Raw genomic sequence first — 23,248 nt, 5'->3', positions numbered from 1 at the left:
GATTATTGCTATTTACGATTAGGAAGCATCCCGCAAGGCCGTGGAATAGCCACTAAGCCGCAAGTATCCCCAAGGTAATTTCTCTCACTCTACATGAGCAATGTCAACCCCCGATAGACCCTTTGTTAGTTACCACCTTTGGTCTTTATTTGCCCCCAGCCGGGGACAGGAACATTGGCATTGCCAAATGAGAAGAGGATTTATTAAAGCGCGACAACATGAACCACAAGTCAAAGCTTTGTTGGCAACCGCTACCCCACCGCAGCGCATTGGCATTCTTGCCCAAAAGGGTGTATATGAGTTTCATCATCACCTGCAATGGTTAACTCAGGTTGATGGTGTGGAAAAAGTTGCCCGGTTATTGGGATTGAGTCAGACTCATGAAACAGTTAAATATCGGGTATTACAAATTTTACGAAAATATCAAAATGCCCCTTTATTATTAGGGAAGCGGATTCTGGAATTGACGGCGGGTGATGAAGGTTTTCCCAAGCCGATTTTGATTGAAAAACAAGATTATTGCTTTCGGTTATATGCAGCTATGGACTGTATATTTATCGAGTCTGATAGCACCTTACATATTTTAGATTTTAAAACTGGTAGATCTGCCTTTGATCACAGACAAGCCTTTGTTTACTTACTTGCAGCCCGTTATCTTTATCCTGGGAAAACCGCAGTTGCATCTTTTTATAATTTGGAAATTTGCAAAAAATCGGAATTAATTACTATTACTAATAGTGAGTTTAAATCTTTAGAATCTCAATTGGCTAATATTGCCCATCAACATCAAGAAGATCTGCAACAATATGAAGCTAAAAATAGCAACTTCAGTCAAATATTTCCCCCGAATCCCGGTAATCATTGTCGGTTTTGTGCTTTTAGTTCTATCTGTGAATTCGCCCAGTTAAAACAACCAAAGTCTTATGCAATGCCCATTACAAAATCTCACCCTTCCCCAACATCTTCGTGAGTCGTATTTGGTGATCTAGGCTGCGGTTACGCTGCTGGGAAAAAAATTTTATCCTAAATTAAAAAATAAAGCTTAATTACGGGTATTATATACTTGAGGCGTTCCTCATGTTCGTATTGCAAAAATTCACTTTTTAATTTCTGGAGCTATTTAATGTCAATTTACGTTGGTAATTTGTCCTATGACGTTGCTGAAAACGACCTTACTGGGGTTTTCGCAGAATATGGGAATGTTAAAAGAGTCCAACTACCTACTGACCGGGAAACTGGTCGTAAAAGAGGTTTTGCCTTTGTAGAAATGGGTTCAGACGCAGAAGAGGCAGTAGCAATTGAAGCCCTTGACGGCGCTGAATGGATGGGACGTAACTTAAAAGTTAACAAAGCTAAACCCAAAGAAGATCGTGGTGGTGGTGGTGGTGGTGGACGAGGTGGATATGGTGGTGGTGGCGGTGGACGCGACCGTTACTAAGTTTTACCATTAAGACTCCAATTATCATATTTTTAGGACAGAGGAAATCTCTGTCTTTTTTAATGGATATATTACCGCTTTAATTCATGAAATTGTGCTGACTCTCAAATTTTCCAGAAGATTCCTGACTGGTAACAGAGCTGACCCCATGGTTGAAGTGCTACGCTATTGCATAAAAGAAAGCAAAAGCGTTGATAGATACAGGCTTACAGAGTTTTATCAGCAAACACAAACAAGTACAAGATTATTGACAATAAATGTTGAAAACCCTTGCATTTTTACTCTTCAATAACCGGGTAAATTTGAGTAATCATTGACGAACTTTCCTTCTTCCTTCTTCCTTCTTCCTTCTTCCTTCCTTCCTTCTTCTTTCTTCTTTCTTCTTTCTTTCTTTCTCCTGACTCCTGACTCCTGACTCCTTTCTTTCTCCTGACTCCTGACGTTTATTTTTAACAAAATCTCTTAAAGAATGATAAATCAATACCACCAAAATTAATACTAAAAGCAATATTCAATTGTTCCAAAGTTCCTACTAACCAGCCAACAGTATTAGTATTGGAAGCTTCATAGTGATTAAATAAAATTGCAAATTTTCTTTCTAGATATGGTTTAACTTTTCCACAAATCAGGACAATTTTTAATAATAAGCCCATTGTGGGTACTGTTCCTTGATTACTAATTAAATCTAAGAAAACAAAGTGCTGTGGTGATGATTGATTATTAACAACTAGAAAGTTTAATAAATTACTACAAGTTCTCACTAATAATAGATCATTAACTTTTTGCTCATCGGCTTGAGGCAAAATATTTTGTAAATATTTATATAGTTTTTGATTAAATTGTTTTTTCCCGTATTGTGCATCTACAGAAGATATCAAATATTTATATAAATCATCTTTAAAATTGCGGAAATTCGCAGCTTGTCCGCCATATTTTATGAACTGTTGGGCTGATTCATGATATGTATTGCCATGTTCGACTTTACCAACAAAATGCTTTAAGGTGGTGTATAATTCACCATCAGTTAACAATGTAGGATTATTTATAGGGCGCAAAATTCGATTGGCTTCAGCAATTGAAGTGTTTTTCAACATCTGAATTCGCCGCATTTTATAAGTTACATATTGTGATAAGTCAATTTCAAATTTTTTCTGTACCTGTGATTGAAAATGTCTAACAGTTTCTTTTTGCTCCTGAGTAGAGTCGTCGCTCATTAAACAATGTTCATATAGATAAGGATAACGGCGAATTAAGGTCATCAGTGGCTGATTATCTTGCCTCTTTGCTACAGGTTGATTTTCATTTACTACCTGAGTAAATCGTAATAAAATTAAATACTGTTCACTGTCAACAAACTGTTTAACCAATTCACGTAGACGGTTAATTTCGCGGGAACGTAAATTATTAACTTTATAAGTAGTAGGTATAGCAGAAAATAAACTGATTAAATCAGCAATTGCACTATGAAGTAGGGAGTTCATGTGCCAGTAGTTGATGAGAATATGACAACAGCGATTGAGGAAAAATTTAAATTCTTCAGGTGCGCTCTTAGATGCGGTAATTTTATCTAAAATTGACAGAATTTCTGGTTCGGGATAATTCGCTCTTTCAATAAATAGCGACCGAAATCTATTAAGCATTTGGTCAGCAGATTCTTTTTGCACCAAGTGTAATAAGTGCTGATAGATTAACTGTTCTTGATGATAACAGTCATGATAACAATGATCATAGTCCAATTTCCGCCCGATTATGTTCGTCGAATGTTTTTGGAGAATTGCTTTCTCTGGGTTAGGATCAATTATGTTTCTCACTTTTCATTACCTACAACCTGGAGTAAATGTAATTTTTTATATGTTTTTTGAAAATGATTAACCATACAAACCCGATTTGAGGAATATTGTCTAGTTTGGACGAGTTAGTCAAATACTGTTATAAATATTTTACCACACTAGATAGGACTTTACGGAGAGCCAAATATGAAGTGAACATAAATCTTTACTGTGTAATCTTAAACTTTTAATGAAGAAACAACAGTGACTATGATCACTAAGAAATAGTAATCATAAAGTCTAGTATAAATTGAACAATCCCTTATAACCCACAGTCTGCACTCAAGAGTCAGCAGCGAAAGCTGACATAAGCTGTTCAGGGTATCCGCCAATTTTGTGACTAGTCAGGCTTCTGATGTGAACGTCCGAGCGGAATAAAATCTTATTGTGGAGAAAGTTTCCTTAAGCTGTTGTGCATTTAGTTTGTATAATGGTTGCGGGCATTTTGCCCGCACCACAGAGTTAAACTAAATTATAATTATAAAATTTAGCTGCGTAACAGGTTATCTATTAATGTCTTAATAACAACAATCTAAGTGTTTATTATGACTCATCTGTCACCTGGGCGTTAATTGCTAAATAGGCAACTTTCGCAGCGGCTTGTTCAGCAGCTTTAATGGAGCGTCCCTTGCCTTGTCCTAACATTTTTTCATGTAGCCAAACTTCAGCAAAGAAGCGTTCATGCGTGCGGTGGGGTTGACTGACTTCCAAAACTCGATATTCTGGGAGAACTTTGAATTGCGCTTGAGTCCACTCTTGTAAAGCTGCTTTATAGTTTAGTCTGGCAGGATCAAGCCGAATTTCTGTGGTTAGCTGTTGAAAATGGGAATCTAACCAAGGACGAATTAGGTTGAGGTTGTTAGTGCTAAGGTAAAGCGCCCCTAGAACTGCTTCAAAAGAGTCTGCTAATCGTGACTCTTGGCCAACATGATCAGCGGTGGCACTACCAGCCACTAATAAGTATAATTCTAAACCATATTCTCTTGCTAATTGGGCAAGAATGCGATCGCTGACTAAAACTGAACGAATAGCGGCGAAATCGCCAACTGAGCAATCGGCATAATGTTCCCATAATATCACAGCCGCTACTAGACGTACCACCGCATCGCCAACAAACTCTAGTTGTTCATAATTTGCAGAATCAGAGACGGTAGGATGAGTCAGTGCCAAATCTAACAATTCCCACTTTATAGGTGCATCTAGTGGCAAACCGAACTTTTGGACTAAACTTTCAAGCTGCCGTTGACGGCGGGGATAAACGCTGGACATTAGGATAAGTAGGGAAAAAAGGGCTAATAACTCTTAACTTAGCATTAAATTATAGTGTATAAATACCAGGCAAACTATTTATTTGATGGTTTTCTGGAAGTATTTTATAATTCGTTCCAGAAATTAATATCTTTTTCAATAAAAAATTTTTTATTAGTATTTTCTGCATTTTCTAACGCCAAATTTAAATCTCTTTCTGCTTCTACCAACAATTCTCGACACATTTCCCATGCCCTTGCTTTTGTTTTTGGCTTGCTTTTGTAGTCTCTTGCTGTCTTTATAGACTTTTTTGCCATATCCATCTTAGCTGTTGCCCGTTTTTCCAAAAGTGGGGAATTTTGAGCAAGATTAGGATATTTCACTATAGATTCACTCACAAATTTGATCATATCTTCTGGTTCGCCTATTTTGTTAAGATTAACAACAGCTTTGGCAATTTGACCTTCTTCAATTTTACCTGACATAGCCACAGACAAGGCTCTATTTGCTATATTTTGATATTGAATATTATCTTTATCAAAAGCTAGGATATCAGCAATATTTATGAGTGTGCTGGGATTAACTAGATAAAAATCTAGTTTTTTTGTTTCCAGAAAATGATAAAGTTCATTAGAAAGTTTTAGTTTAGCAATAATTTCACAATACAAATCTAACGATCTAAAATTGTACAAGTCTTTTCCCAGGAGTGTCAAAACTTGATTTTTAGCTTCTTGATATTTGTGGAAAATAATTTTATCTTGAATTTCTTGTAATTCCCTAATAATTTGATGTCTTGGGTGTGCAGGTAGAATGCAAGTCAGACTTTCAGGTTCAATTTCTATTGTTTTATATTTACTGAAAAAACGAACTATGGAACATAAAAAATCCATAATCCGTTTAAAAAGAGAGAGTTGGTAGTAAGCCGGGTTCTGTTCTCTTACGAGGGCAGTTATCTATCTGGGATGCTTGTTACCAAACACCTCTAGCGGCTCTTTTTCAGCGGAACTGGTAAAAGACCAACCATAGTTCCTCCGGCCTTGCTCCCAACCGGGGTTTACCGAGCCAACGCCTCTCGACGTTGCTGGTGCGCTCTTACCGCACCTTTGCACCCTTACCAAACCATTCAATATGCTGAATTGATTGGCGGTATCTTTCTGTGGCACTATCCTCACGATCACTCGCACTGGACGTTATCCAGCAAGTCTGGTCTTTCGGGGGCCCGGACTTTCCTCAAACTAGTCTTAATGACTAATCTGCAACTGCCTACGCCTACTCTCTCCTTTCCTAGTTTACCTTTAATTGGATTCTGTGTAGTGTTACGTGCAAATCACTTTTTCTTATTCCAAGGTAGAGCATAGGTCCAAGGGAGCTTTTTAATAGTAAAAGGACAATTAATAATTGATACTGGGGGAACATTTATCCCCGGCGCAATACCGACTCTCATTTCGGAAATTCGCAGCACCAGTTGTAATGAAAATTCCAAATCTTTTTTACCATCTATAAAGTCTTTGTATAACTTCTTTTTCTTATCATCCTTTTTAACAGCAGCAATATTAATTAAAGGTGAAGCTGGTTTATAAATACCTGAATCTTTATCTCTTTGAAAAACATCTTCTGCGGTGACATTTTCAGAAATTGTCTTTTTAGGAGCAATAATTGTTGGAACTTGGGATATGGCTAAATCGCGGGTTAAATCTGGAGATTTGCGAATCACTCGACGCGACTGCTGGGTATGTTCAACGACGAAGGAACTATTATCCCAGTCAACATATATAGCAATACTCTCTGATTTATTTTCAATACTCATTGATAATTCTTTCAGATCATCTTCCACTTTATCCAAACCATAAGTATTTGTTTTAAAAGAAATACCTACTGTATCTTGCAGATTTTGTTCTTTCAATTGATCATCAATAGCACCTTTTTGGAAATCAACTTTTACTATATCGTCTATAGATTCAATCATCCGATTGATTGTCCAATAGACAACAAGTATATAAATCATCAAAATAATCAGATTTTGGTCGCCATTTTGCATTTTTATAACCCTGATTTTCTACCCACTCGCCAATTATAACATCTGAACTGTGATTTGTTTGATTTTGGTGATAAAGATGATTAGATTTTGTTTTAAAATAAATCATCAAAATCATCTTTATCACAAGAATCATAGTTCAGACTGATATTTCTTATTAGTGAGATGATGAAATTGTCTGAACTGTGATTTGTTTGATTTTGGTGATAAAGATGATTAGATTCTGTTTTAAAATAAATCATCAAAATCATCTTTATCACAAGAATCATAGTTCAGACTGATATTTCTTGTGAGTGAGATGATGAAATTGTCTGAACTGTGATTTGTTTGATTTTGGTGATAAAGATGATTAGATTGTGTTTTAAAATAAATCATCAAAATCATCTTTATCACAAGAATCATAGTTCAGACTGATATTTCTTGTGAGTGAGATGATGAAATTGTCTGAACTGTGATTTGTTTGATTTTGGTGATAAAGATGATTAGATTCTGTTTTAAAATAAATCATCAAAATCATCTTTATCACAAGAATCATAGTTCAGACTGATATTTCTTGTGAGTGAGATGATGAAATTGTCTGAACTGTGATTTGTTTGATTTTGGTGATAAAGATGATTAGATTGTGTTTTAAAATAAATCATCAAAATCATCTTTATCACAAGAATCATAGTTCAGACTGATATTTCTTGTGAGTGAGATGATGAAATTGTCTGAACTGTGATTTGTTTGATTTTGGTGATAAAGATGATTAGATTGTGTTTTAAAATAAATCATCAAAATCATCTTTATCACAAGAATCATAGTTCAGACTGATATTTCTTATTAGTGAGATGATGAAATTGTCTGAACTGTGATTTGTTTGATTTTGGTGATAAAGATGATTAGATTTTGTTTTAAAATAAATCATCAAAATCATCTTTATCACAAGAATCATAGTTCAGACTGATATTTCTTGTGAGTGAGATGATGAAATTGTCTGAACTGTGATTTGTTTGATTTTGGTGATAAAGATGATTAGATTGTGTTTTAAAATAAATCATCAAAATCATCTTTATCACAAGAATCATAGTTCAGACTGATATTTCTTGTGAGTGAGATGATGAAATTGTCTGAACTGTGATTTGTTTGATTTTGGTGATAAAGATGATTAGATTCTGTTTTAAAATAAATCATCAAAATCATCTTTATCACAAGAATCATAGTTCAGACTGATATTTCTTGTGAGTGAGATGATGAAATTGTCTGAACTGTGATTTGTTTGATTTTGGTGATAAAGATGATTAGATTGTGTTTTAAAATAAATCATCAAAATCATCTTTATCACAAGAATCATAGTTCAGACTGATATTTCTTGTGAGTGAGATGATGAAATTGTCTGAACTGTGATTTGTTTGATTTTGGTGATAAAGATGATTAGATTTTGTTTTAAAATAAATCATCAAAATCATCTTTATCACAAGAATCATAGTTCAGACTGATATTTCTTGTGAGTGAGATGATGAAATTGTCTGAACTGTGATTTGTTTGATTTTGGTGATAAAGATGATTAGATTTTGTTTTAAAATAAATCATCAAAATCATCTTTATCACAAGAATCATAGTTCAGACTGATATTTCTTGTGAGTGAGATGATGAAATTGTCTGAACTGTGATTTGTTTGATTTTGGTGATAAAGATGATTAGATTGTGTTTTAAAATAAATCATCAAAATCATCTTTATCACAAGAATCATAGTTCAGACTGATATTTCTTGTGAGTTAGTCTTTTAAAGTTCAAACTGGTTTCACCAAAATTAATTAATAACCCAATTTCAAGGTTGTATGTCTCTAAATAGTTAATTGCTTGTGCAAAATGAACGTCTTCTAATTTAGTTATTGCTTTTAATTCAACCGAAATAATACTTTCTACTAAAAAATCTACTCGTCTTGTTCCTATTTGTTCTTTTTTGTAAAAAATAGGCATTTCAAATTCTCTTGCAAAGGAAATACCTGATAACTGCATTTCAATTGCTAATGCTCTTTGATAAATTACTTCTTGAAAACCATTACCCAATGTTTTATGCACAATCATAGCACATCCAATAATTTTAGAGGTAAGTTCCGAGTATTTATACTTCTCATTTATCATCTTTTGTTCACCTTACTTGATTTAATTAAATGTTTACTACAATTAAATCATCAAAATCAAAAAAATCACCTAAAATCATAGTTCAGACAATAATTTATTCAATGTTACCTGGGTAACGCATAGCTGGAAAAATACTGAATTTTACTTCGTAATGTATACTAGTATTAAAATTTGTGATTACAAGTAAAGCGTAGCCAAAATAATTAGCTTTAAGTAGGTTAATCTTCATACTTGTCATTATTTACAATTTATTTATATATGTCCAATTATAGATGATATTTTAATACCTCTATCTTATTCTGATAGAGGAGCCTAAAAATCAAATGGCTTTTTCAAAAAAGTCTATTTTATCTAAATAGAAAAGGAAAATATGTTGAATCTTATTTGGACTGCTGTTGTTGTACTTTTCGTTCTCTGGTTGTTAGGATTCTCGATTCACATTGGTGGTAGCTTAATTCACCTACTTCTGGTTTTGGCACTAATTGGCATTGTCTACAACTTACTTATAGGACGACGTATCGTATAATCACGATTGTGCATTAGTTAGTCAGCAGAAAAACTTTAACTCATAAACAAGCCACGATGTTTAGCTTAAATTAGTGATCTGCAAACCCTCTTAGGAGACAACTATCATAAAATTAGAGATAAACTTAGTCTCTAGCCACATTTTAGATGAGATGAATTTCATGGAAAATACATTGTTTGATCAAGCATTTCGGGATAGTGAAGGCAACATTGTTCTAGCTCAGATGCCCAATCTACCCCTCATTGTCTGGATTGTGGCTAGTTTATTAAAGATAGTTGTGACAACAGGTAGAATTAATCTAGGATTAGATCTAATAGCTTTTGGTTCTTTGTTCACTTGGGCTTGGGAAGAATTATTTCAAGGCGTTAATTACTTTCGGAGAGGATTAGGTCTGCTTGTGCTTTTTGGTCTAATGGCGTGGAAAATTCAATAAGTAGATAAGCATAAATAAACTCAAAATAGAAATCGAAAATAGCTATATAACCAGTGTGAGATTAATATCCACTCTTCACTGGCATTTTGTCAAATCTAGCGATAATGACTTCACCTCAAAAGTCTACACAAACTCCGGTTAAAAGTAAACTTCCTCACCGATGGAGAGTTCACTTCCGACTAATTTTATCTGGCATATTTGCTTTAATATTATCGTTTTTGCTGCCATCTTGGCTTAATTTATTCACTCGGATTCTTTGCATCTGGAATGCGGGAATGATCTGTTTTTTAGGCTCAACTTGGGTGCTTATGGTGCAAGCAAACCCCAAAAAAATGCGCCGTCACGCTCAAAGTCAAGACCAAGGACGTTTAGTAATTTTGAGTTTAATTACTGCTGCTGCTTGTGCCAGCATATTAGCGATTATTTTTATCTTAAAAGACACAAAAGGCAAGGATGCAAATATAGTAATTCCCCATCTGATTCTAGTAGTAATAACGATTATTGGATCATGGTTACTAGTTCACACTATTTTTGCCCTACACTATGCTTACCAATATTATCAGGATCACAAAACCCAAATTAATTCTCACGCTGGAGGACTAGATTTTCCTGAAGATATTGAACCTGACTACTGGGATTTTTTATATTTTTCTTTTGTGATTGGGATGACTAGTCAAGTTTCCGATGTCCAAATTACCTCGCAATCGCTGAGAAGATTAGCTTTACTCCATAGTATCCTCTCCTTTTTCTTTAATACTGTAATTGTTGCCATGAGTATTAATATCATTGCGGGTTTAATTCAGTAACCATAACGAAGGCATTAAAGATCTAGTAAAAATTCAAGTTAAATTGCACAGCAATTTACTATTTAATTAACTCGCGTGTTCCCAGTCGCTGAGTGATTCAGACTGTTTATTTTTAACTTTGGATTTGCGGACTGGTACTTTAGCAGTCCCAATATCAACAAGAGGAAACGACTGTTTCTTTTTAGCAGACTTGGTTTCTTGTGTATTCTTCATGTCCATTTTCACTTTCTTGAAACTTTCAATCCTATTTACATTATCGAAGTTGATTTCTAAAATTCCGGACAAAAAATTGAAGTTATTATTGAAAATTCATCAACCCATAATATTCTATTCTTTGGTGGGATTTGCTACAGAAAAGCCTGTTTTTTTAGGTTGAATTTTTCCTAACTTGACTTGAAAGTTTATTTGGTTGTGTAGCTTACCACTTCTAGCTTCTAACTTCCAATTACCAGGGCGTAAATGCCAAAATATTCCATTAGTTGATTTTGTAGATAAATGCTGACCATTTAGCCACCAGTCCACAGGCTGATTTAATGTTCCACTAGTTTTAAATTCTAGTTTTTGCTGTTCTTTTTCACCGGGATACAACAGGAATAAATCCCCATCATGAGGAGATATAATTTGGAACTTATCAGGATTAAAATGCAATTGTGGTTGTTTTGCTAACCATTCATCATACACAGGTGATAAATGGAAATCCGTAGATTTTCCATAAGCATTTTTATCTTTTAAAGAGAAGTATTCCTGGACTACTGAAGTACAATTAGGTGTAGGTTTTAACCCTGTAGTCGCACAGATTGGTAATTTTACCATGCCCTCTGGAAGTAAAAAATCAGCGGGTGTTTGATGTTCATGCAAATGTAACATGATTCTGTTCCACAAGGGTGCAGCCCCTGTGACACCGGAAACCTGACGCATGGCTTCACCATTGAAATTACCTACCCAAGTAGCTACTGTATAATCACTGCTAAAGCCAACTGTCCAGGTATCACGATAATTTGAAGAAGTGCCAGTTTTAACAGCGACGGGAAAGGGCAAATTTAACACTGAGTCTACACCAAAAGCTGTTGATCTGGCATAGCGATCGCTTAACATATCAATAATTAATTGCCAATGACTGGAAACTGAAATTTGAGAACCGGAAATTTGAGAACTATTCAAGACAGTTACTAATGGTATATTTTTTCCCACATTAGCCATAGTTAAATAAGCCCTAGCGAGTTCCCATAAATTCACTTCACCACTTCCCAAAATCAAACCTAAACCGTAATATTCAGCACCTTGATTGAGATGTGCAAATCCTAACTCATGCAACCGATTCAGAAAAGTTTCTACACCCACTTTTTCTAATACTTTTACAGCAGGTACATTTAAAGAATTTGCTAAGGCAACTCTGACTCTAACAGGACCAAGAAAGCTGTTAGTATAATCTGTGGGACTATATAATTTTGCTCCTGGAATTGCATAATGAGTAGGCACATCTGGCAAAATACTATGAGGACTAATTACTCCTTTTTCTAAAGCTAATTCATAAACAAATGGCTTTAAAGTAGAACCTGGTTGACGCAAAGCTTGGACTCCATCATTTCTTCCTAATTGCACATCATTAAAATAATCAGGCGAACCGACATAACTTAAAACCTCCCCAGAGGAGTTGTCAATTATCACCGCTGCTGCATCATGGACATTATTAGCTTTTAAAGAAGCAATTACTTGTTTTACTTGTGCTTCCACAAATTGCTGTAAAGGGCGATTTATTGTTGTGCGAATAGGTGATGATTCTTTGCTAAATGGATTGTTTTTTGTTGCTAACCAAAATAAAAAATGTGGTGCAGCAATAATTCCCTGTTGACGGGGTTTAAATATAATTTTCTCGTTGAATATAAGTTGTGCGTCTGCCTCAAAAATATATTTTTCTTGTACCATTCTGTTTAAAACATATTTCTGTCTTTGTTGTAATCTTTCTTGATATTGATAAGGATTAAAATAAGTGGGATTATTCGGAATTGCTGCTAAAATAGAAGCTTGAGCTAAGTTTAAATCACTTGCAGGAATAGAAAAGTAAATTCGCGCCGCAGCTTCCACTCCATAAATATTTCCCCCCATGGGGAGACGATTAATATAAGCAGCGAGAATTTCATCTTTAGTCATTCCCGCAGCTAATCGCCAAGATAACCAAATTTCTTTTAATTTTGCATTTACGGTACGCGGAGAATTATCTAACATTCTCGCCAATTGCATCGTAATTGTGGAAGCACCGGAAACAATTTTTTTGGTTTCAATAGCTGTTTTTATAGCCCGGAAAATCGCTTTAAAATCTAATGCGCCATGTTGATAAAAGCTACCATCTTCAGCCGCTAATATTGCTTTGATAAATTGAGGTGAAACTTGATTTAATTTCACAACTGATGTACTTTCTTGATCACTTGTTAGTACAGTTCCTAATGGTAAATTATTACGATCTGTAAACTCTATTGCTAATTGATGCTGGGCAATATCTATACTATGAATAGGTGCAAAATAAGGGCATAATCGCACTAAGAAAGAGATCAAGATAAAAGAAAAAATAATTTTATTTATTTTAGATGCTTTTATCTGACGCAGAGAAGCTAAGACACAGAGAGTGAGAGATTTTAGGAGACGTGTTGGTAATTTCATAACAATGTAATGTTAAGAATTGTATACTTTTTTGGAAATTGTCAAATTAGATTGGTTATCTATATACACAGTAGCTAATTACTGCTGATATTTTTTGCATTTATTTAATATTATGAAGATCAAAAAAGTTTTTAAGTTCCTTGTTATTGCCACTCTCATATTAGGAATATCAGGTTGTAATTTTATTGGTATTCAATCAGGTAAGGAAAAGTTACCAGTTGTGGAGTCGCTAATAACGCCAAAATTACCAGACTGGATAGAACAGATTAGCCCTTTGGGAGATGCAAAAACTAATAATCAAATTCGTATTCGCTTTAAGGAGGCTTTAATTCCTGTTGAAAGTCTTGATAGTCCCCAACAGCAAAATTTATTAACTAAATTTGTCATTTGGCCTCCTTTGCCTGGACAATTTCGGTTTTTAACTCCGCGTATGGTGGGGTTTCAAGCTGATAAGGCTATACCTAAAGCGACGCGAGTTAAGATTACTCTTAAAAAGGGTTTAGCTGATTTAAAAAATCATCGGTTAAATCAAGATTTTGCTTGGACTTTTAATACTGAAGCTATTCAAATTACTAATTTACCAGGTGTTAACCCGATTGAAAAAGCGGAAGTTGAACCGATTGATTTACAACCTAAGTTACAATTTACCTCTAATTTAGAATTAGATTTAGATTCTGTACAAAAGCATTTACAGTTAATTCCTGAAGGTAAAAAGCAAGGTGTAAGTTTCAAGGTGGAATTAGCGAAGGAAGAAACACCAGAAAGTTTAGATCCTTTAAAAAAATTTGATGCTTCTGTCCGAAATTGGGTTTATAATCTTACTCCTGGGCAAAATCTAGAAAAAGCCACATCTTACCGTTTAACTTTTTCTCCTGGTCTTCTTCCTGCTAATGGCAATTTACCCAGTGAAAAAGAATTTATCAGTAAATTAGCAACCTATTCCCCCTTGGGATTTGTGGGAATTAAAGCTTATGGAGAACCAGATTCAGGAGGTACTTATGGCAGATTTATTAAAGGTAGTCCCCAATTAGAATTTAATAATATTTTATTAGCAGATTCGGTTAAGGAAAATATTAAAATTAAGCCAACACCGAAAAATATTGATAATGTCCTGCAAATTTCGGAAGCAGATAGAATTATTAGCATTAATCCTTATGCTTTAGAACCAGCTACTACTTATACAATTAATATTGAGAGAAATCTTCAAGATAAATTTGGACAAACTTTAGGTAAACCAATAACAATTAAATATGATACTGGTGATATTGCTGGGAATATTTCTGCACCATCAGATTTTAATATTTTTCCGACGGATAAAGATTTGCAAATTAATATTGATGCAATTAATTTACCAGATTCAAAATACCAAGCAGCTTATCAGATTATTAAGCCTACAGATTTAGTTTATATAAATAATGCTAGTGATTTATTACCCCAACCTGCTAAATGGCAAGATTTCCAAATTAGAGGTAAGCAAAATCAGTCAATCAATATCAATGTTCCCCTGAAAGAAAAGTTAGGTAATAGTCAGGGAATGTTAGCTTATGGAGTGCAAGCACGGACTCATAAATATCAAGAAGACGGTAAACAATTATGGAGAGAACCAACAACTTATGGCATGGTACAATTAACCAATTTAGGTGTTTTTTCTCAATGGTTTCCAGAGTTAGGTTTAATTCGGGTTCATCATTTGAGTAATGGTTCCCCAGTTAAAGCGGCAAATATTGAAATTTATCAATCAAAATTATCTGAAAAATCTCGTCCTCAATCTGTACCTTGTGCAACCGGAAAAACTGATGAACAGGGAACTTTGATAATTCAAAATAATCAATTAAAACAATGTTATCCTCAATCTAATTCCAGCCTACCACAATTATTAGTAATTGCTAGTGAAAATCAAGATTGGGCATTTGCAAGAACGGAAGAATATAGTGGCACTTATGGTTATGGAATTGACGCAGGTTGGGTAACTGATAAACCAGAATCAAGAGGCATAATCTTTTCTGACAGGAAGTTATATCAACCAGGAGAAAAAGCCGCTTTTACTGCTTTTGCAGATTATTTAGATAAAGGTAAAATTCAAGAGGATAAAAATTCAATTTATCAAATAACCTTAGTCAATCCTAATGAACAAAATACAGATTTAGGAACAAAGACAACTAATGAATTTAGTACATTTTCTTTAGAGTTGCCAATTTCTAAAAATCAGCCTTTAGGATTTTATACTATCAAAGCTAAAGGTAAAAATGGACAGGAAATTTCTGGAGAGTTTCGGGTAGCCGAATTTAAACCACCTAATTTTAAAGTTGATTTAAAACTAAATAAAGAATTTGCCTTGATTGATGATAAAATTGATGCCCAAGTAGGAAGTAATTATTTATTTGGTTCTCCTGTAGAAGGGGGAGAAGCTAAATATTTTGTCACTCGTCAACAAGCTAATTTTATTCCTAAAGGTTGGAAAGCATTTAATTTTGGGAGACAATGGTTTTGGCCAGAAGAAAGTCCCAATGTTCCTAATGATGTCTTACAAACTAACACTAAATTAGATACTAATGGTAAAAGTAGTCAAACTTTAACCGTTGCTAAAGATTTACCTTACCCTATGACTTACCGGGTAGATGTGCAAATTAGTGATGTTTCTAATTTATCTGTTGCTAATTCCCAAACTTTTACCGCTTTACCCAGTAACCGATTAATTGGTTTAAAAAGTAATTTTGTGGCTGACGCTGGTCAGGATTTTCCTCTAGAATTGATTGTCACTGACGCAACTGGAAAAATTCTCGAAAATCAACGGGTAAATCTGGAATTACAACAGATGAAATATAGTAGTGTCACCAAAATTGTTGAAGGTAGTAAAACTCCCAAAAATCAAGTTGAATATCAGACAGTTTCTCAAACAGAAATTACATCTGCGAATAGTCCTAAAATAGTGAATTTGAAACCTAGGGTATCCGGTTCATATCGGATTCGGGCGAATTTTAGTGATAGTAGAGATGAGATTACAGCTACAGATTTACAAATGTGGGTAACAGGAGAAAATCAAGTATTTTGGGGTGGAGAGGAAAAAGATAAGTTAGAAGTTAAATTAAATAAAAAAGAGTTTAAACCAGGGGAAACCGCTACAGCTTTAATTCAATCTCCCTACCCAGAAGGAGAATTATATTTTGCAGTCATTAAAGATAAACCTCTCTATCAAAAAGTGATCAAAATTAAAGGTGGTGCGCCCCAAATTCAGTTTACAATTACGCCAGAAATGTTACCTAATGCAGCAGTAGAAGCAGTATTAGTCAGACAAGGTAAACCACTTAATCAAGTCGAACCAGGAAGTTTAGAAAATTTAGCCAAAATTGGTTTTGCAAGTTTTAAAATTAATACAGAAGATAAATATCTGAAAGTACAAGTTAATCCAGTTGAAAAATCTTTAGAACCGGGAAAGGAAGAAACTGTAGAACTAGAATTAAAAGATGATCAAGGAAATCCCACCACAGGACAATTTACTGTTATGGTGGTAAATGAAGCGGTGTTACAACTAACTGGTTATCGTCCGCCAAATTTAGTAGATACTGTTTATGCAGAACAACCCATTTCTACTCGGTTTATTGATAATCGTGCTAACGTTAGATTAGCACCATTACCGACAAGTTTACCCAAGGGTTGGGGTTATGGTGGTGGTTTATCAAATGCTTTAGCAAATACTCGGATTCGTGAAGATTTTCAAGCTTTAGCTTATTACAATGGCTCTATAATTAGTGATGAAAATGGTAAGGCGAAAATCACCTTTAAATTACCCGATAATTTAACAACATGGCGGATAATGGTGGTGGCTACAGATGGAAATTTGCGGTTTGGTAATAGTGACGCGACATTTATCACGACAAAGCCATTAATAACTAATGCTATTCTGCCACAATTTGCTAGAGTAGGCGATCGCATTTTGGCAGGTTTATCCGTTACTAACACCACCACAAACACCGGAAATCTCAGTATTAATGGTGAAGTTAGCGGTTCTCTTAACTTCGCGGAAAATAACCCTAAAATCACAACATTACAACCAAAAGCTGAGTCAGCAACCCAAGCTTATCGCTTCCCAATGGTAGCGGGAAATGTGGGAGAAGGAAAAATGACATTTACCACACAGTTAAATAATATCGCTGACGCGTTTACTGTACCTTTGGAAATCAAACCTTTAGAAATTACAGAACAAGTTGTAGAAACTGGTGTGAGTGAAAGACAGGTAAAAATTCCGCTGAATATTGCTAAAAATACCTTCCGTGAAGCCGGAGGTTTAGATATTCAATTAGCGAGTACCTTAATTCCCGCAATTAAAGCCCCTGTAAAACAAGTTTTAGAAGATCATGATTTACCATTTGCAGAACCAGCCGCAAGTCAATTATTAATTGCTGCAAATCTGCAAACTCTTACCCAAAAATATAATCAGACATTCGCAGAATTCAATCCTCAAGCACAAGCAAAACTAGCAATAGCACAATTACAAAAACTGCAAATAGCAGACGGTGGTTTTGCAGCATTTCCCGGACAAGAAAAATCAGATCCTTGGGTTTCTAGTGACGCGGTGGAATCTTTAGTTACAGCTAATCAAAGTTTTCCTGGTTTAGTGGATAGTAAAATCATCTCTAATCTGAAAACTTATTTACAAAATGTGCTTGCGAACCCTGGACAATACGACTTTTGTAAACAAAAACTCTGCAAATCTCAACTGCAACTAAATGCTTTAATGTCCTTAGCACAATTAGGAGATAAACGCAATAGTTTTCTATCAGATATTTATCAACAACGCAATGATTTTGATCTCGTTACTCAAATCAAATTAGCCAGATATTTATATCAGTTTCCTGAATGGCGAAATGAGGCACAAATCATGCGCGTGCAGTTGCAAAAGAATATTTATGAAACCGGACGTAATGCAGTTGTAAGCTTACCAAAAAGTTGGAGTTGGATGAGTTCCAATACTAGCAATCAGGCTCTAGCTTTACGGTTATTTATTGACCAAAAAACTAACCCAGAAATCATTGATAAATTACTGCAAAGTCTTCTCAATCTTCGCAAAAATGGCACATGGGAATCTAGTTATAATAACGCCCAAGCCCTCACAGCATTGGTTGAATATAGCCAAATCCAACCCACACCACCTAATTTTCTAGCTACAGTCAAGCTAGATAATAATAAATTAGGAGAAACTCGTTTTAATGATTATCAAAATCCCAGTTTTCAAATAAATATACCGATGAATAAATTACCTCAAGGTAATCATAATTTATTCTTACAAAAATCTGGAAGAGACAGATTACATTATTTAGTTGCTTACAAATATCGTTTGCAAGGAAATCAACCAGGAAGATTCAACGGTTTACGAGTAACACGAGAAATTAGCAAAGTTAATGAAGAGAAAGTTATCCAAAAAACTGGAATGTATGCTTTAGATAAACCATTGACTTTACAACCTGGACAAGTTTTTGATATTGGTTTAGAAGTAATTACAGATCATCCTGTAGATCATGTAGTCATTAAAGACCCCTTACCCGCAGGTTTTGAAGCTGTAGATGATAGTTTTCAAACTGCAACACCAGCATTACAAGCAAAAGCCGATAATTGGCAATTAGGATATAAAACTATCCATAAAGATCGGATTATTTCCTATGCAAATCATCTCGAAGCGGGAGTTTATAGTTTACATTATTTAGTCCGTTCTGTGACTCCAGGAACATTCATTTGGCCAGGTGCAGAAGTACATCTACAATATGCACCGGAAGAGTTCGGACGTAGTGCAGATTCTACATTAAATATCTTGGAAAAGTGAGTTTTATATGTCAATACACTAATTTCGTAGGTTGGGTTGACGCTCATGTTAACCAAAATTATAAATCCTTTTTTCGGATTACGCTGTCGCTTAGAGGGTGTTTTAAAAGTTTTCAAGGTATAAATTAACCCCTCTTGTAAACCTCTCCCCTATAAGGAGAGAGGCTTTAAAATCCCCATTCCCTTGTAGGGAAGGGGGGTAGGGGGGTTAGGTTCTTGGAAATTACTGGTTTCATCTAATACTTTATGGCTAACGCCACGCTTCGCTATCAAACAACCTCTTAACCCAACCTACAAAAGACATATTTGCTATTAACAAAAAAACCTTACTGGACAACCTGATTCTTACAGTATTCTTGCGTCGGTGTCACCGAAACAACTTCCACTTCTACAGGCTTTTCTGGAGTCGGGTTAATAATAAACTCACTCGGTCCGACATGAGGTCTTTGAGGATTTCCCCAATCATAGGTATAGCCTAAACCAGACCAAGGATAATATTCCTTTTTAGCATTGGTGTAGGAATTGGTGTATATTGCCTTGACCACAGGACTACTATCAGGAACAGGAATAGGTAAAAGATTACAACTAGAATCGTTAATTTCTCCATCAATACATGGTCGCATTAAATCCTCTGCTTTTACCCACATTTCGACAAAATGGGTTTTAGTAGAATACTTGTTTAGTATTAAACCCAAATACTGTTGTAACCGCAAAGATAGTTCAACATTATCAGGAATATTAGCATCAACAGCTTGATATTTCTGACAAAATTGTTGAACTTGTGGAACTGCTGTAAACCAAGTTTGATAAGGTAAAAGTTTTTTTGCACCTATTGGCCAATCTGCACTTGGATTACTTGTATATTTCCAAGTTGACATCAAATATTCTATTTTGCCATTATTTTCTCTCAATTTAACTTGTGGATTATTTGGAGATAAAGCCTGAAGATTATTAACAACTTCATCTGCAAGTGGTTGTTTAGCATCTTCAATACTATCTGCTAATGTCTTTGTCAGAGAATTATAAACTTCGGGTTGATATTGCAAAAGATAATCATAGACGTTTGGAGTTACATCCAATTGTGCTAATTGGGTTTTTGCTATGGGGTCATTATGACCAATTATTCCTTCAGCTAATACCCTATTTTGCCATCCAAAAACTAAAAAAGCACAACAAAGTAAGCCTAAAAATAGTTTATGCTGCCAATTCTTCATGGTTAATCACTTGGTAGTTTGAAATTTATACCAAAGCTGATTCTACATGAAAATACTATCTATTTTTTAGTAAGAATTGTTAACAAAATATTATATAGTAGAACGTAGGGTGCGTTACGCTGGCACTAACGCACCATTAATCGAACTTAATGTGCGTTACGGCTATGCCTAACGCACCCTACCAATACTTAATTAAGTATTATAAATATAGGAATCATATTTGATTTTTGAAAGTAGAAAGAAGGAAAAAGCAGGAAATTAGCAATGACCAATCACCAATCTATTAGACGCTTACCCAATCAACGTTGGCAAATTGCAGCAACAAATCCAGATGCCTGTTTAACATTAGCAAATTTAATCAAGATTTCCCCCATTATCAGCCAATTGTTAATTAATCGGGGCATGAAAACCCCAGAAGATGCCAAGATATTTTTAGATCCTGAATCTCTGAATTTACCTTCTCCCCTAGAAGAATTTCCTGATTTAGCTGCTAGTGTGGAATTATTAGAAATTGCGATCGCTAATAAAGATAAAATTGCTATCTGTGGAGATTATGATGCAGATGGTATGACTAGCACCGCATTACTACTTCGCAGTCTTCGCGCTTTAGGTGCTGATGTTGATTATGCTATTCCTAGTCGAATGCACGATGGTTATGGCATCAATAACCGCATTGTTGAAGAATTTCACAATGAAGGGGTGAAACTGATTCTCACTGTAGATAACGGAATTTCTGCTGTTGAACCAATTACCAAAGCTAGAGAATTGGGTTTAAAAGTTATCATCACAGATCATCATGATATTCCCCAAATATTACCCCCAGCTAACGCAATTCTCAACCCCAAACTAATAGCTGAATCTTCTCCCTATCGGGGTGTAGCTGGTGTGGGTGTGGCTTATATCTTAGCGGTTTGTTTAGCACAACAGTTAGGGGAACTTAAAGGTTTAGTTCAGCCGCTGTTAGCTTTATTTACTTTAGGAACTATTGCCGATTTAGCACCTTTAACTGGTGTGAATCGTCGGTGGGTAAAACGGGGTTTAAATATATTACCAAAATCTACTTTACCAGGTGTTCAAGCATTAATTCAAATTGCTGGAGTTCAAGCTAGTGAAGGAGAAAAAACTCAAAGTTCCAAATCTTTAAAACCGGAAGATATTGGTTTTCGCTTAGGACCGCGAATTAATGCCATAGGTAGAATTGGTGATCCACAAATTGTGATAGATTTGCTCACAACTGATGATTTTAGCATTGCTTTGGCTAAAGCTATCCAATGCGAACAAACTAATACTCAACGTCAACAAATGTGTGAGGAAATTGAAAAAGAAGCAATTGATCTTGTTGAAGATTTATATGTAAATTCTTTACAAAAAGACCGGGTATTAGTTGTTATCAAAGATAATTGGCATCATGGTGTAATTGGTATTGTTGCTTCCCGTTTATTAGAACGTTACGGTGTGCCTGTTTTTATTGGTACTTATGAAGACGAAACGATAATTCGGGGTTCAGCGCGGGGAATTCCTGAATTTAATATATTTGCGGCTTTAGATGCTTGTCGGGATTTATTAGGTAAATTTGGAGGACACAAAGCTGCGGGGGGATTCTCTTTCCCATCAAAAAACTTACCAGCGTTGCGGTTGCGGTTATCTGAATTTGCAAATCAGTGTTTAGAACTGCAACACCTTAAACCTCTTTTAAAAATTGATACTCAAATTAATATTCATGACATTAATCAGGATCTTTTCCAACAGTTAAATATTCTTCACCCCTGCGGTATTGATAATTCAGATCCCATTTTTTGGACTCCTAATATTCAAGTGATTGAACAGAAAATTGTTGGTAAAGGTCACATTAAATTAACTGTATCCCAAACTATAGACAATCAGCGTCAGGAAATTAAAGGGATAGCATGGCGTTGGGGTGATTATTTTCCCTTACCATCAAGATTAGATATTGCGTATAAATTGCGGGAAAATAACTTTAATGGCAAAACTACCATTGAAATGGAGTTAGTCGGTGCAAAATTACCAAATCACGTTATTGAACTTTTCAGTAATTCATTAAAGACACCACGCGCTAGTTTTGAATACAAACAGCGTCAATATACTTGCGGAATCTATGAAAATGGTGTCAGTACGGAATTAAGAGTTAAAAATTCTGAAGGTAAAGTTTTAGTGATGCGGCCAGAAGATAAATTTGGTCTGTTAGGTTTCAACCGTGAAAATGCTGAACAGATAAACTTATCTCAACCCATATATGAGGGAATTGTGCAAACTGCAATTCAAGCCTTATCAAGTTAGATACAGGGCGACTAGAAGTCACTACTACACAAACAAAGTCCACCTGCGTGGACTAGTATAAATTTTAACCCACGCAGGTGGGTTTTGCCTGTGTAGGTGTGAATTATATTCGCCCACTACTACTACCCAATTTACAGGTTGCCGTTGCGAAATGCTAGAACGAAGATTACTATAGGGCCTGAAACCACAATTAGTCCCACACAAGTCAACTGTAAGACAACTTCCCAATTGATGTTAGCTAAAATGTCCATTTTTTCCTCCTAATGATTTTAATGGTTTAATAAAGATTTAATAATTCAATGGCAAAACCTGCAACTTATCATATCTGTTCGGGGGATCTAAAATTTAATTTAGTTCACAAAATTATAGAAAAAGTCATAAAAAAGTAGAATAGCAGAAAGACTAGAGGGTAAAAAATATGGCTACTTGGCAATGTATCTCTAATTGTGGGGCGTGCTGTAACCTGACACCAGCAGATCGTCCCGATTTAGAAGAGTATCTTTCACCACCTGAATTAGAACTCTATCTCAGTATGGTAGGCGAGGGGGGATGGTGTGTGAATTATGACCAAACCACGCGGGAATGTAAAATTTACTCTACCCGTCCCCGTTTCTGTCGTGTGGAAACAGAGACTTTTGAGGAGATGTATGGAATTGAAGCGGAGGACGTAAACGATTTTGCTATTGATTGCTGTCGTCAGCAAATTGAGGGGGTTTATGGCGATCGCAGTTTGGAACAAATTCGCTTTGATCAAGCTGTGGGTTTTTGATTTAATTCAAACAGGTATTCTCTCATTGTGTTTTTGAGCGCAGTAATCAA

The 23,248-nt window shown here is 35.2% G+C and carries 18 protein-coding genes and 1 other RNA gene; 8 read left to right on the top strand and 11 right to left on the bottom strand.

Annotation, left to right across the window (positions count from 1 at the left end):
• Positions 1-100 precede the first annotated feature (100 nt).
• Both EZY12_04750 and EZY12_04745 read left to right on the top strand, forming a co-directional pair.
• Positions 101-970: a PD-(D/E)XK nuclease family protein gene (locus EZY12_04750; GenBank protein ID QSX68988.1), complete on the top strand. Its 870-nt coding sequence runs from the start codon at positions 101-103 to the stop codon at positions 968-970.
• A 153-nt stretch (positions 971-1,123) separates the two neighbouring features.
• A complete protein-coding gene (locus EZY12_04745; protein ID QSX68987.1) occupies positions 1,124-1,438 on the top strand; it encodes an RNA-binding protein in 315 nt (104 codons plus the stop codon).
• Positions 1,439-1,723: 285 nt separating this feature from the next.
• Here EZY12_04745 and EZY12_04740 read toward each other — a convergent pair whose 3' ends face one another.
• The 7 genes from EZY12_04740 to EZY12_04710 form a co-directional block, all read right to left on the bottom strand.
• Positions 1,724-1,894 carry a hypothetical protein gene (locus EZY12_04740; protein ID QSX68986.1) on the bottom strand — a complete coding sequence of 57 codons (171 nt, stop codon included), beginning with the start codon at positions 1,892-1,894 and terminating at the stop codon, positions 1,724-1,726.
• Entirely contained in the window at positions 1,888-3,186 is a 1,299-nt protein-coding gene (locus EZY12_04735; protein ID QSX70515.1) for a hypothetical protein, read from the bottom strand. Before EZY12_04735 ends, EZY12_04740 begins: the two co-directional genes overlap by 7 nt.
• 624 nt (positions 3,187-3,810) lie before the next feature.
• On the bottom strand, positions 3,811-4,536 hold the full coding sequence (rnc, locus tag EZY12_04730) for a ribonuclease III (protein ID QSX68985.1): 726 nt from the start codon (positions 4,534-4,536) through the stop codon (positions 3,811-3,813).
• A 104-nt stretch (positions 4,537-4,640) separates the two neighbouring features.
• Positions 4,641-5,405 carry a hypothetical protein gene (locus EZY12_04725; protein ID QSX68984.1) on the bottom strand — a complete coding sequence of 255 codons (765 nt, stop codon included), beginning with the start codon at positions 5,403-5,405 and terminating at the stop codon, positions 4,641-4,643.
• Between the two features lie 12 nt (positions 5,406-5,417).
• An RNA gene (rnpB, locus tag EZY12_04720) (RNase P RNA component class A) lies at positions 5,418-5,792 on the bottom strand.
• A gap of 50 nt (positions 5,793-5,842) precedes the next feature.
• Positions 5,843-6,553: a hypothetical protein gene (locus tag EZY12_04715; GenBank protein QSX68983.1), complete on the bottom strand. Its 711-nt coding sequence runs from the start codon at positions 6,551-6,553 to the stop codon at positions 5,843-5,845.
• Positions 6,554-8,278: 1,725 nt separating this feature from the next.
• The gene (locus EZY12_04710; protein ID QSX68982.1) at positions 8,279-8,677 is read right to left on the bottom strand and encodes a GxxExxY protein; all 399 of its coding nucleotides are present in this window, start codon (positions 8,675-8,677) and stop codon (positions 8,279-8,281) included.
• A gap of 370 nt (positions 8,678-9,047) precedes the next feature.
• Between EZY12_04710 and EZY12_04705 the strand changes: the two genes are divergently transcribed.
• The 3 genes from EZY12_04705 to EZY12_04695 all read left to right on the top strand — a co-directional run bounded on the left by EZY12_04705 (position 9,048) and on the right by EZY12_04695 (position 10,442).
• On the top strand, positions 9,048-9,203 hold the full coding sequence (locus EZY12_04705) for a lmo0937 family membrane protein (protein ID QSX68981.1): 156 nt from the start codon (positions 9,048-9,050) through the stop codon (positions 9,201-9,203).
• A 160-nt stretch (positions 9,204-9,363) separates the two neighbouring features.
• On the top strand, positions 9,364-9,636 hold the full coding sequence (locus EZY12_04700) for a hypothetical protein (GenBank protein QSX68980.1): 273 nt from the start codon (positions 9,364-9,366) through the stop codon (positions 9,634-9,636).
• 104 nt (positions 9,637-9,740) lie between these two features.
• Complete coding sequence (locus EZY12_04695) at positions 9,741-10,442, top strand: DUF1345 domain-containing protein (GenBank protein ID QSX68979.1); 702 nt, start codon at positions 9,741-9,743, stop codon at positions 10,440-10,442.
• 66 nt (positions 10,443-10,508) lie between these two features.
• Here EZY12_04695 and EZY12_04690 read toward each other — a convergent pair whose 3' ends face one another.
• Both EZY12_04690 and pbpC read right to left on the bottom strand, forming a co-directional pair.
• Positions 10,509-10,655 (bottom strand): hypothetical protein, encoded by a 147-nt coding sequence (locus EZY12_04690; protein ID QSX68978.1) that lies wholly within the window; start codon positions 10,653-10,655, stop codon positions 10,509-10,511.
• A gap of 114 nt (positions 10,656-10,769) precedes the next feature.
• Positions 10,770-13,100 (bottom strand): penicillin-binding protein 1C, encoded by a 2,331-nt coding sequence (pbpC, locus tag EZY12_04685; GenBank protein ID QSX68977.1) that lies wholly within the window; start codon positions 13,098-13,100, stop codon positions 10,770-10,772.
• Positions 13,101-13,212: 112 nt separating this feature from the next.
• On the opposite strand from pbpC, the gene EZY12_04680 reads away from it, so the two are divergent.
• The gene (locus tag EZY12_04680) at positions 13,213-18,918 is read left to right on the top strand and encodes an alpha-2-macroglobulin family protein (GenBank protein QSX68976.1); all 5,706 of its coding nucleotides are present in this window, start codon (positions 13,213-13,215) and stop codon (positions 18,916-18,918) included.
• Between the two features lie 325 nt (positions 18,919-19,243).
• Here EZY12_04680 and EZY12_04675 read toward each other — a convergent pair whose 3' ends face one another.
• Positions 19,244-20,131 (bottom strand): hypothetical protein, encoded by an 888-nt coding sequence (locus EZY12_04675; protein ID QSX68975.1) that lies wholly within the window; start codon positions 20,129-20,131, stop codon positions 19,244-19,246.
• 264 nt (positions 20,132-20,395) lie between these two features.
• Here EZY12_04675 and recJ point away from each other — a divergent pair, with 264 nt between their 5' ends.
• Positions 20,396-22,429 (top strand): single-stranded-DNA-specific exonuclease RecJ, encoded by a 2,034-nt coding sequence (gene recJ, locus EZY12_04670; protein ID QSX68974.1) that lies wholly within the window; start codon positions 20,396-20,398, stop codon positions 22,427-22,429.
• Between the two features lie 131 nt (positions 22,430-22,560).
• On the opposite strand, the gene EZY12_04665 is transcribed toward recJ, so the two are convergent.
• Positions 22,561-22,680: a photosystem II reaction center protein Ycf12 gene (locus tag EZY12_04665; GenBank protein QSX68973.1), complete on the bottom strand. Its 120-nt coding sequence runs from the start codon at positions 22,678-22,680 to the stop codon at positions 22,561-22,563.
• A 167-nt stretch (positions 22,681-22,847) separates the two neighbouring features.
• Between EZY12_04665 and EZY12_04660 the strand changes: the two genes are divergently transcribed.
• Positions 22,848-23,198 carry a YkgJ family cysteine cluster protein gene (locus EZY12_04660; protein QSX68972.1) on the top strand — a complete coding sequence of 117 codons (351 nt, stop codon included), beginning with the start codon at positions 22,848-22,850 and terminating at the stop codon, positions 23,196-23,198.
• Positions 23,199-23,248 lie beyond the last annotated feature (50 nt).

Source organism: Dolichospermum sp. DET69 (genome assembly GCA_017355425.1).
Classification (GTDB): domain Bacteria; phylum Cyanobacteriota; class Cyanobacteriia; order Cyanobacteriales; family Nostocaceae; genus Dolichospermum.
The sequence above is the reverse complement of the archived record's forward strand: the minus strand, read 5'-3'. Positions and strand labels throughout refer to the sequence as shown.

Bases quoted from the DNA above. Each gene is read 5' to 3' on its own strand.
- EZY12_04750 (QSX68988.1), top strand. From the start codon at position 101: ATGTCAACCCCCGATAGACCCTTTGTTAGTTACCACCTTTGGTCTTTA.
- EZY12_04745 (QSX68987.1), top strand. From the start codon at position 1,124: ATGTCAATTTACGTTGGTAATTTGTCCTATGACGTTGCTGAAAACGAC.
- rnc (QSX68985.1), bottom strand. From the start codon at position 4,536: ATGTCCAGCGTTTATCCCCGCCGTCAACGGCAGCTTGAAAGTTTAGTC.
- EZY12_04725 (QSX68984.1), bottom strand. From the start codon at position 5,405: ATGGATTTTTTATGTTCCATAGTTCGTTTTTTCAGTAAATATAAAACA.
- EZY12_04715 (QSX68983.1), bottom strand. From the start codon at position 6,553: ATGCAAAATGGCGACCAAAATCTGATTATTTTGATGATTTATATACTT.
- EZY12_04710 (QSX68982.1), bottom strand. From the start codon at position 8,677: ATGATAAATGAGAAGTATAAATACTCGGAACTTACCTCTAAAATTATT.
- EZY12_04705 (QSX68981.1), top strand. From the start codon at position 9,048: ATGTTGAATCTTATTTGGACTGCTGTTGTTGTACTTTTCGTTCTCTGG.
- EZY12_04700 (QSX68980.1), top strand. From the start codon at position 9,364: ATGGAAAATACATTGTTTGATCAAGCATTTCGGGATAGTGAAGGCAAC.
- EZY12_04695 (QSX68979.1), top strand. From the start codon at position 9,741: ATGACTTCACCTCAAAAGTCTACACAAACTCCGGTTAAAAGTAAACTT.
- EZY12_04690 (QSX68978.1), bottom strand. From the start codon at position 10,655: ATGAAGAATACACAAGAAACCAAGTCTGCTAAAAAGAAACAGTCGTTT.
- pbpC (QSX68977.1), bottom strand. From the start codon at position 13,100: ATGAAATTACCAACACGTCTCCTAAAATCTCTCACTCTCTGTGTCTTA.
- EZY12_04680 (QSX68976.1), top strand. From the start codon at position 13,213: ATGAAGATCAAAAAAGTTTTTAAGTTCCTTGTTATTGCCACTCTCATA.
- EZY12_04675 (QSX68975.1), bottom strand. From the start codon at position 20,131: ATGAAGAATTGGCAGCATAAACTATTTTTAGGCTTACTTTGTTGTGCT.
- recJ (QSX68974.1), top strand. From the start codon at position 20,396: ATGACCAATCACCAATCTATTAGACGCTTACCCAATCAACGTTGGCAA.
- EZY12_04665 (QSX68973.1), bottom strand. From the start codon at position 22,680: ATGGACATTTTAGCTAACATCAATTGGGAAGTTGTCTTACAGTTGACT.
- EZY12_04660 (QSX68972.1), top strand. From the start codon at position 22,848: ATGGCTACTTGGCAATGTATCTCTAATTGTGGGGCGTGCTGTAACCTG.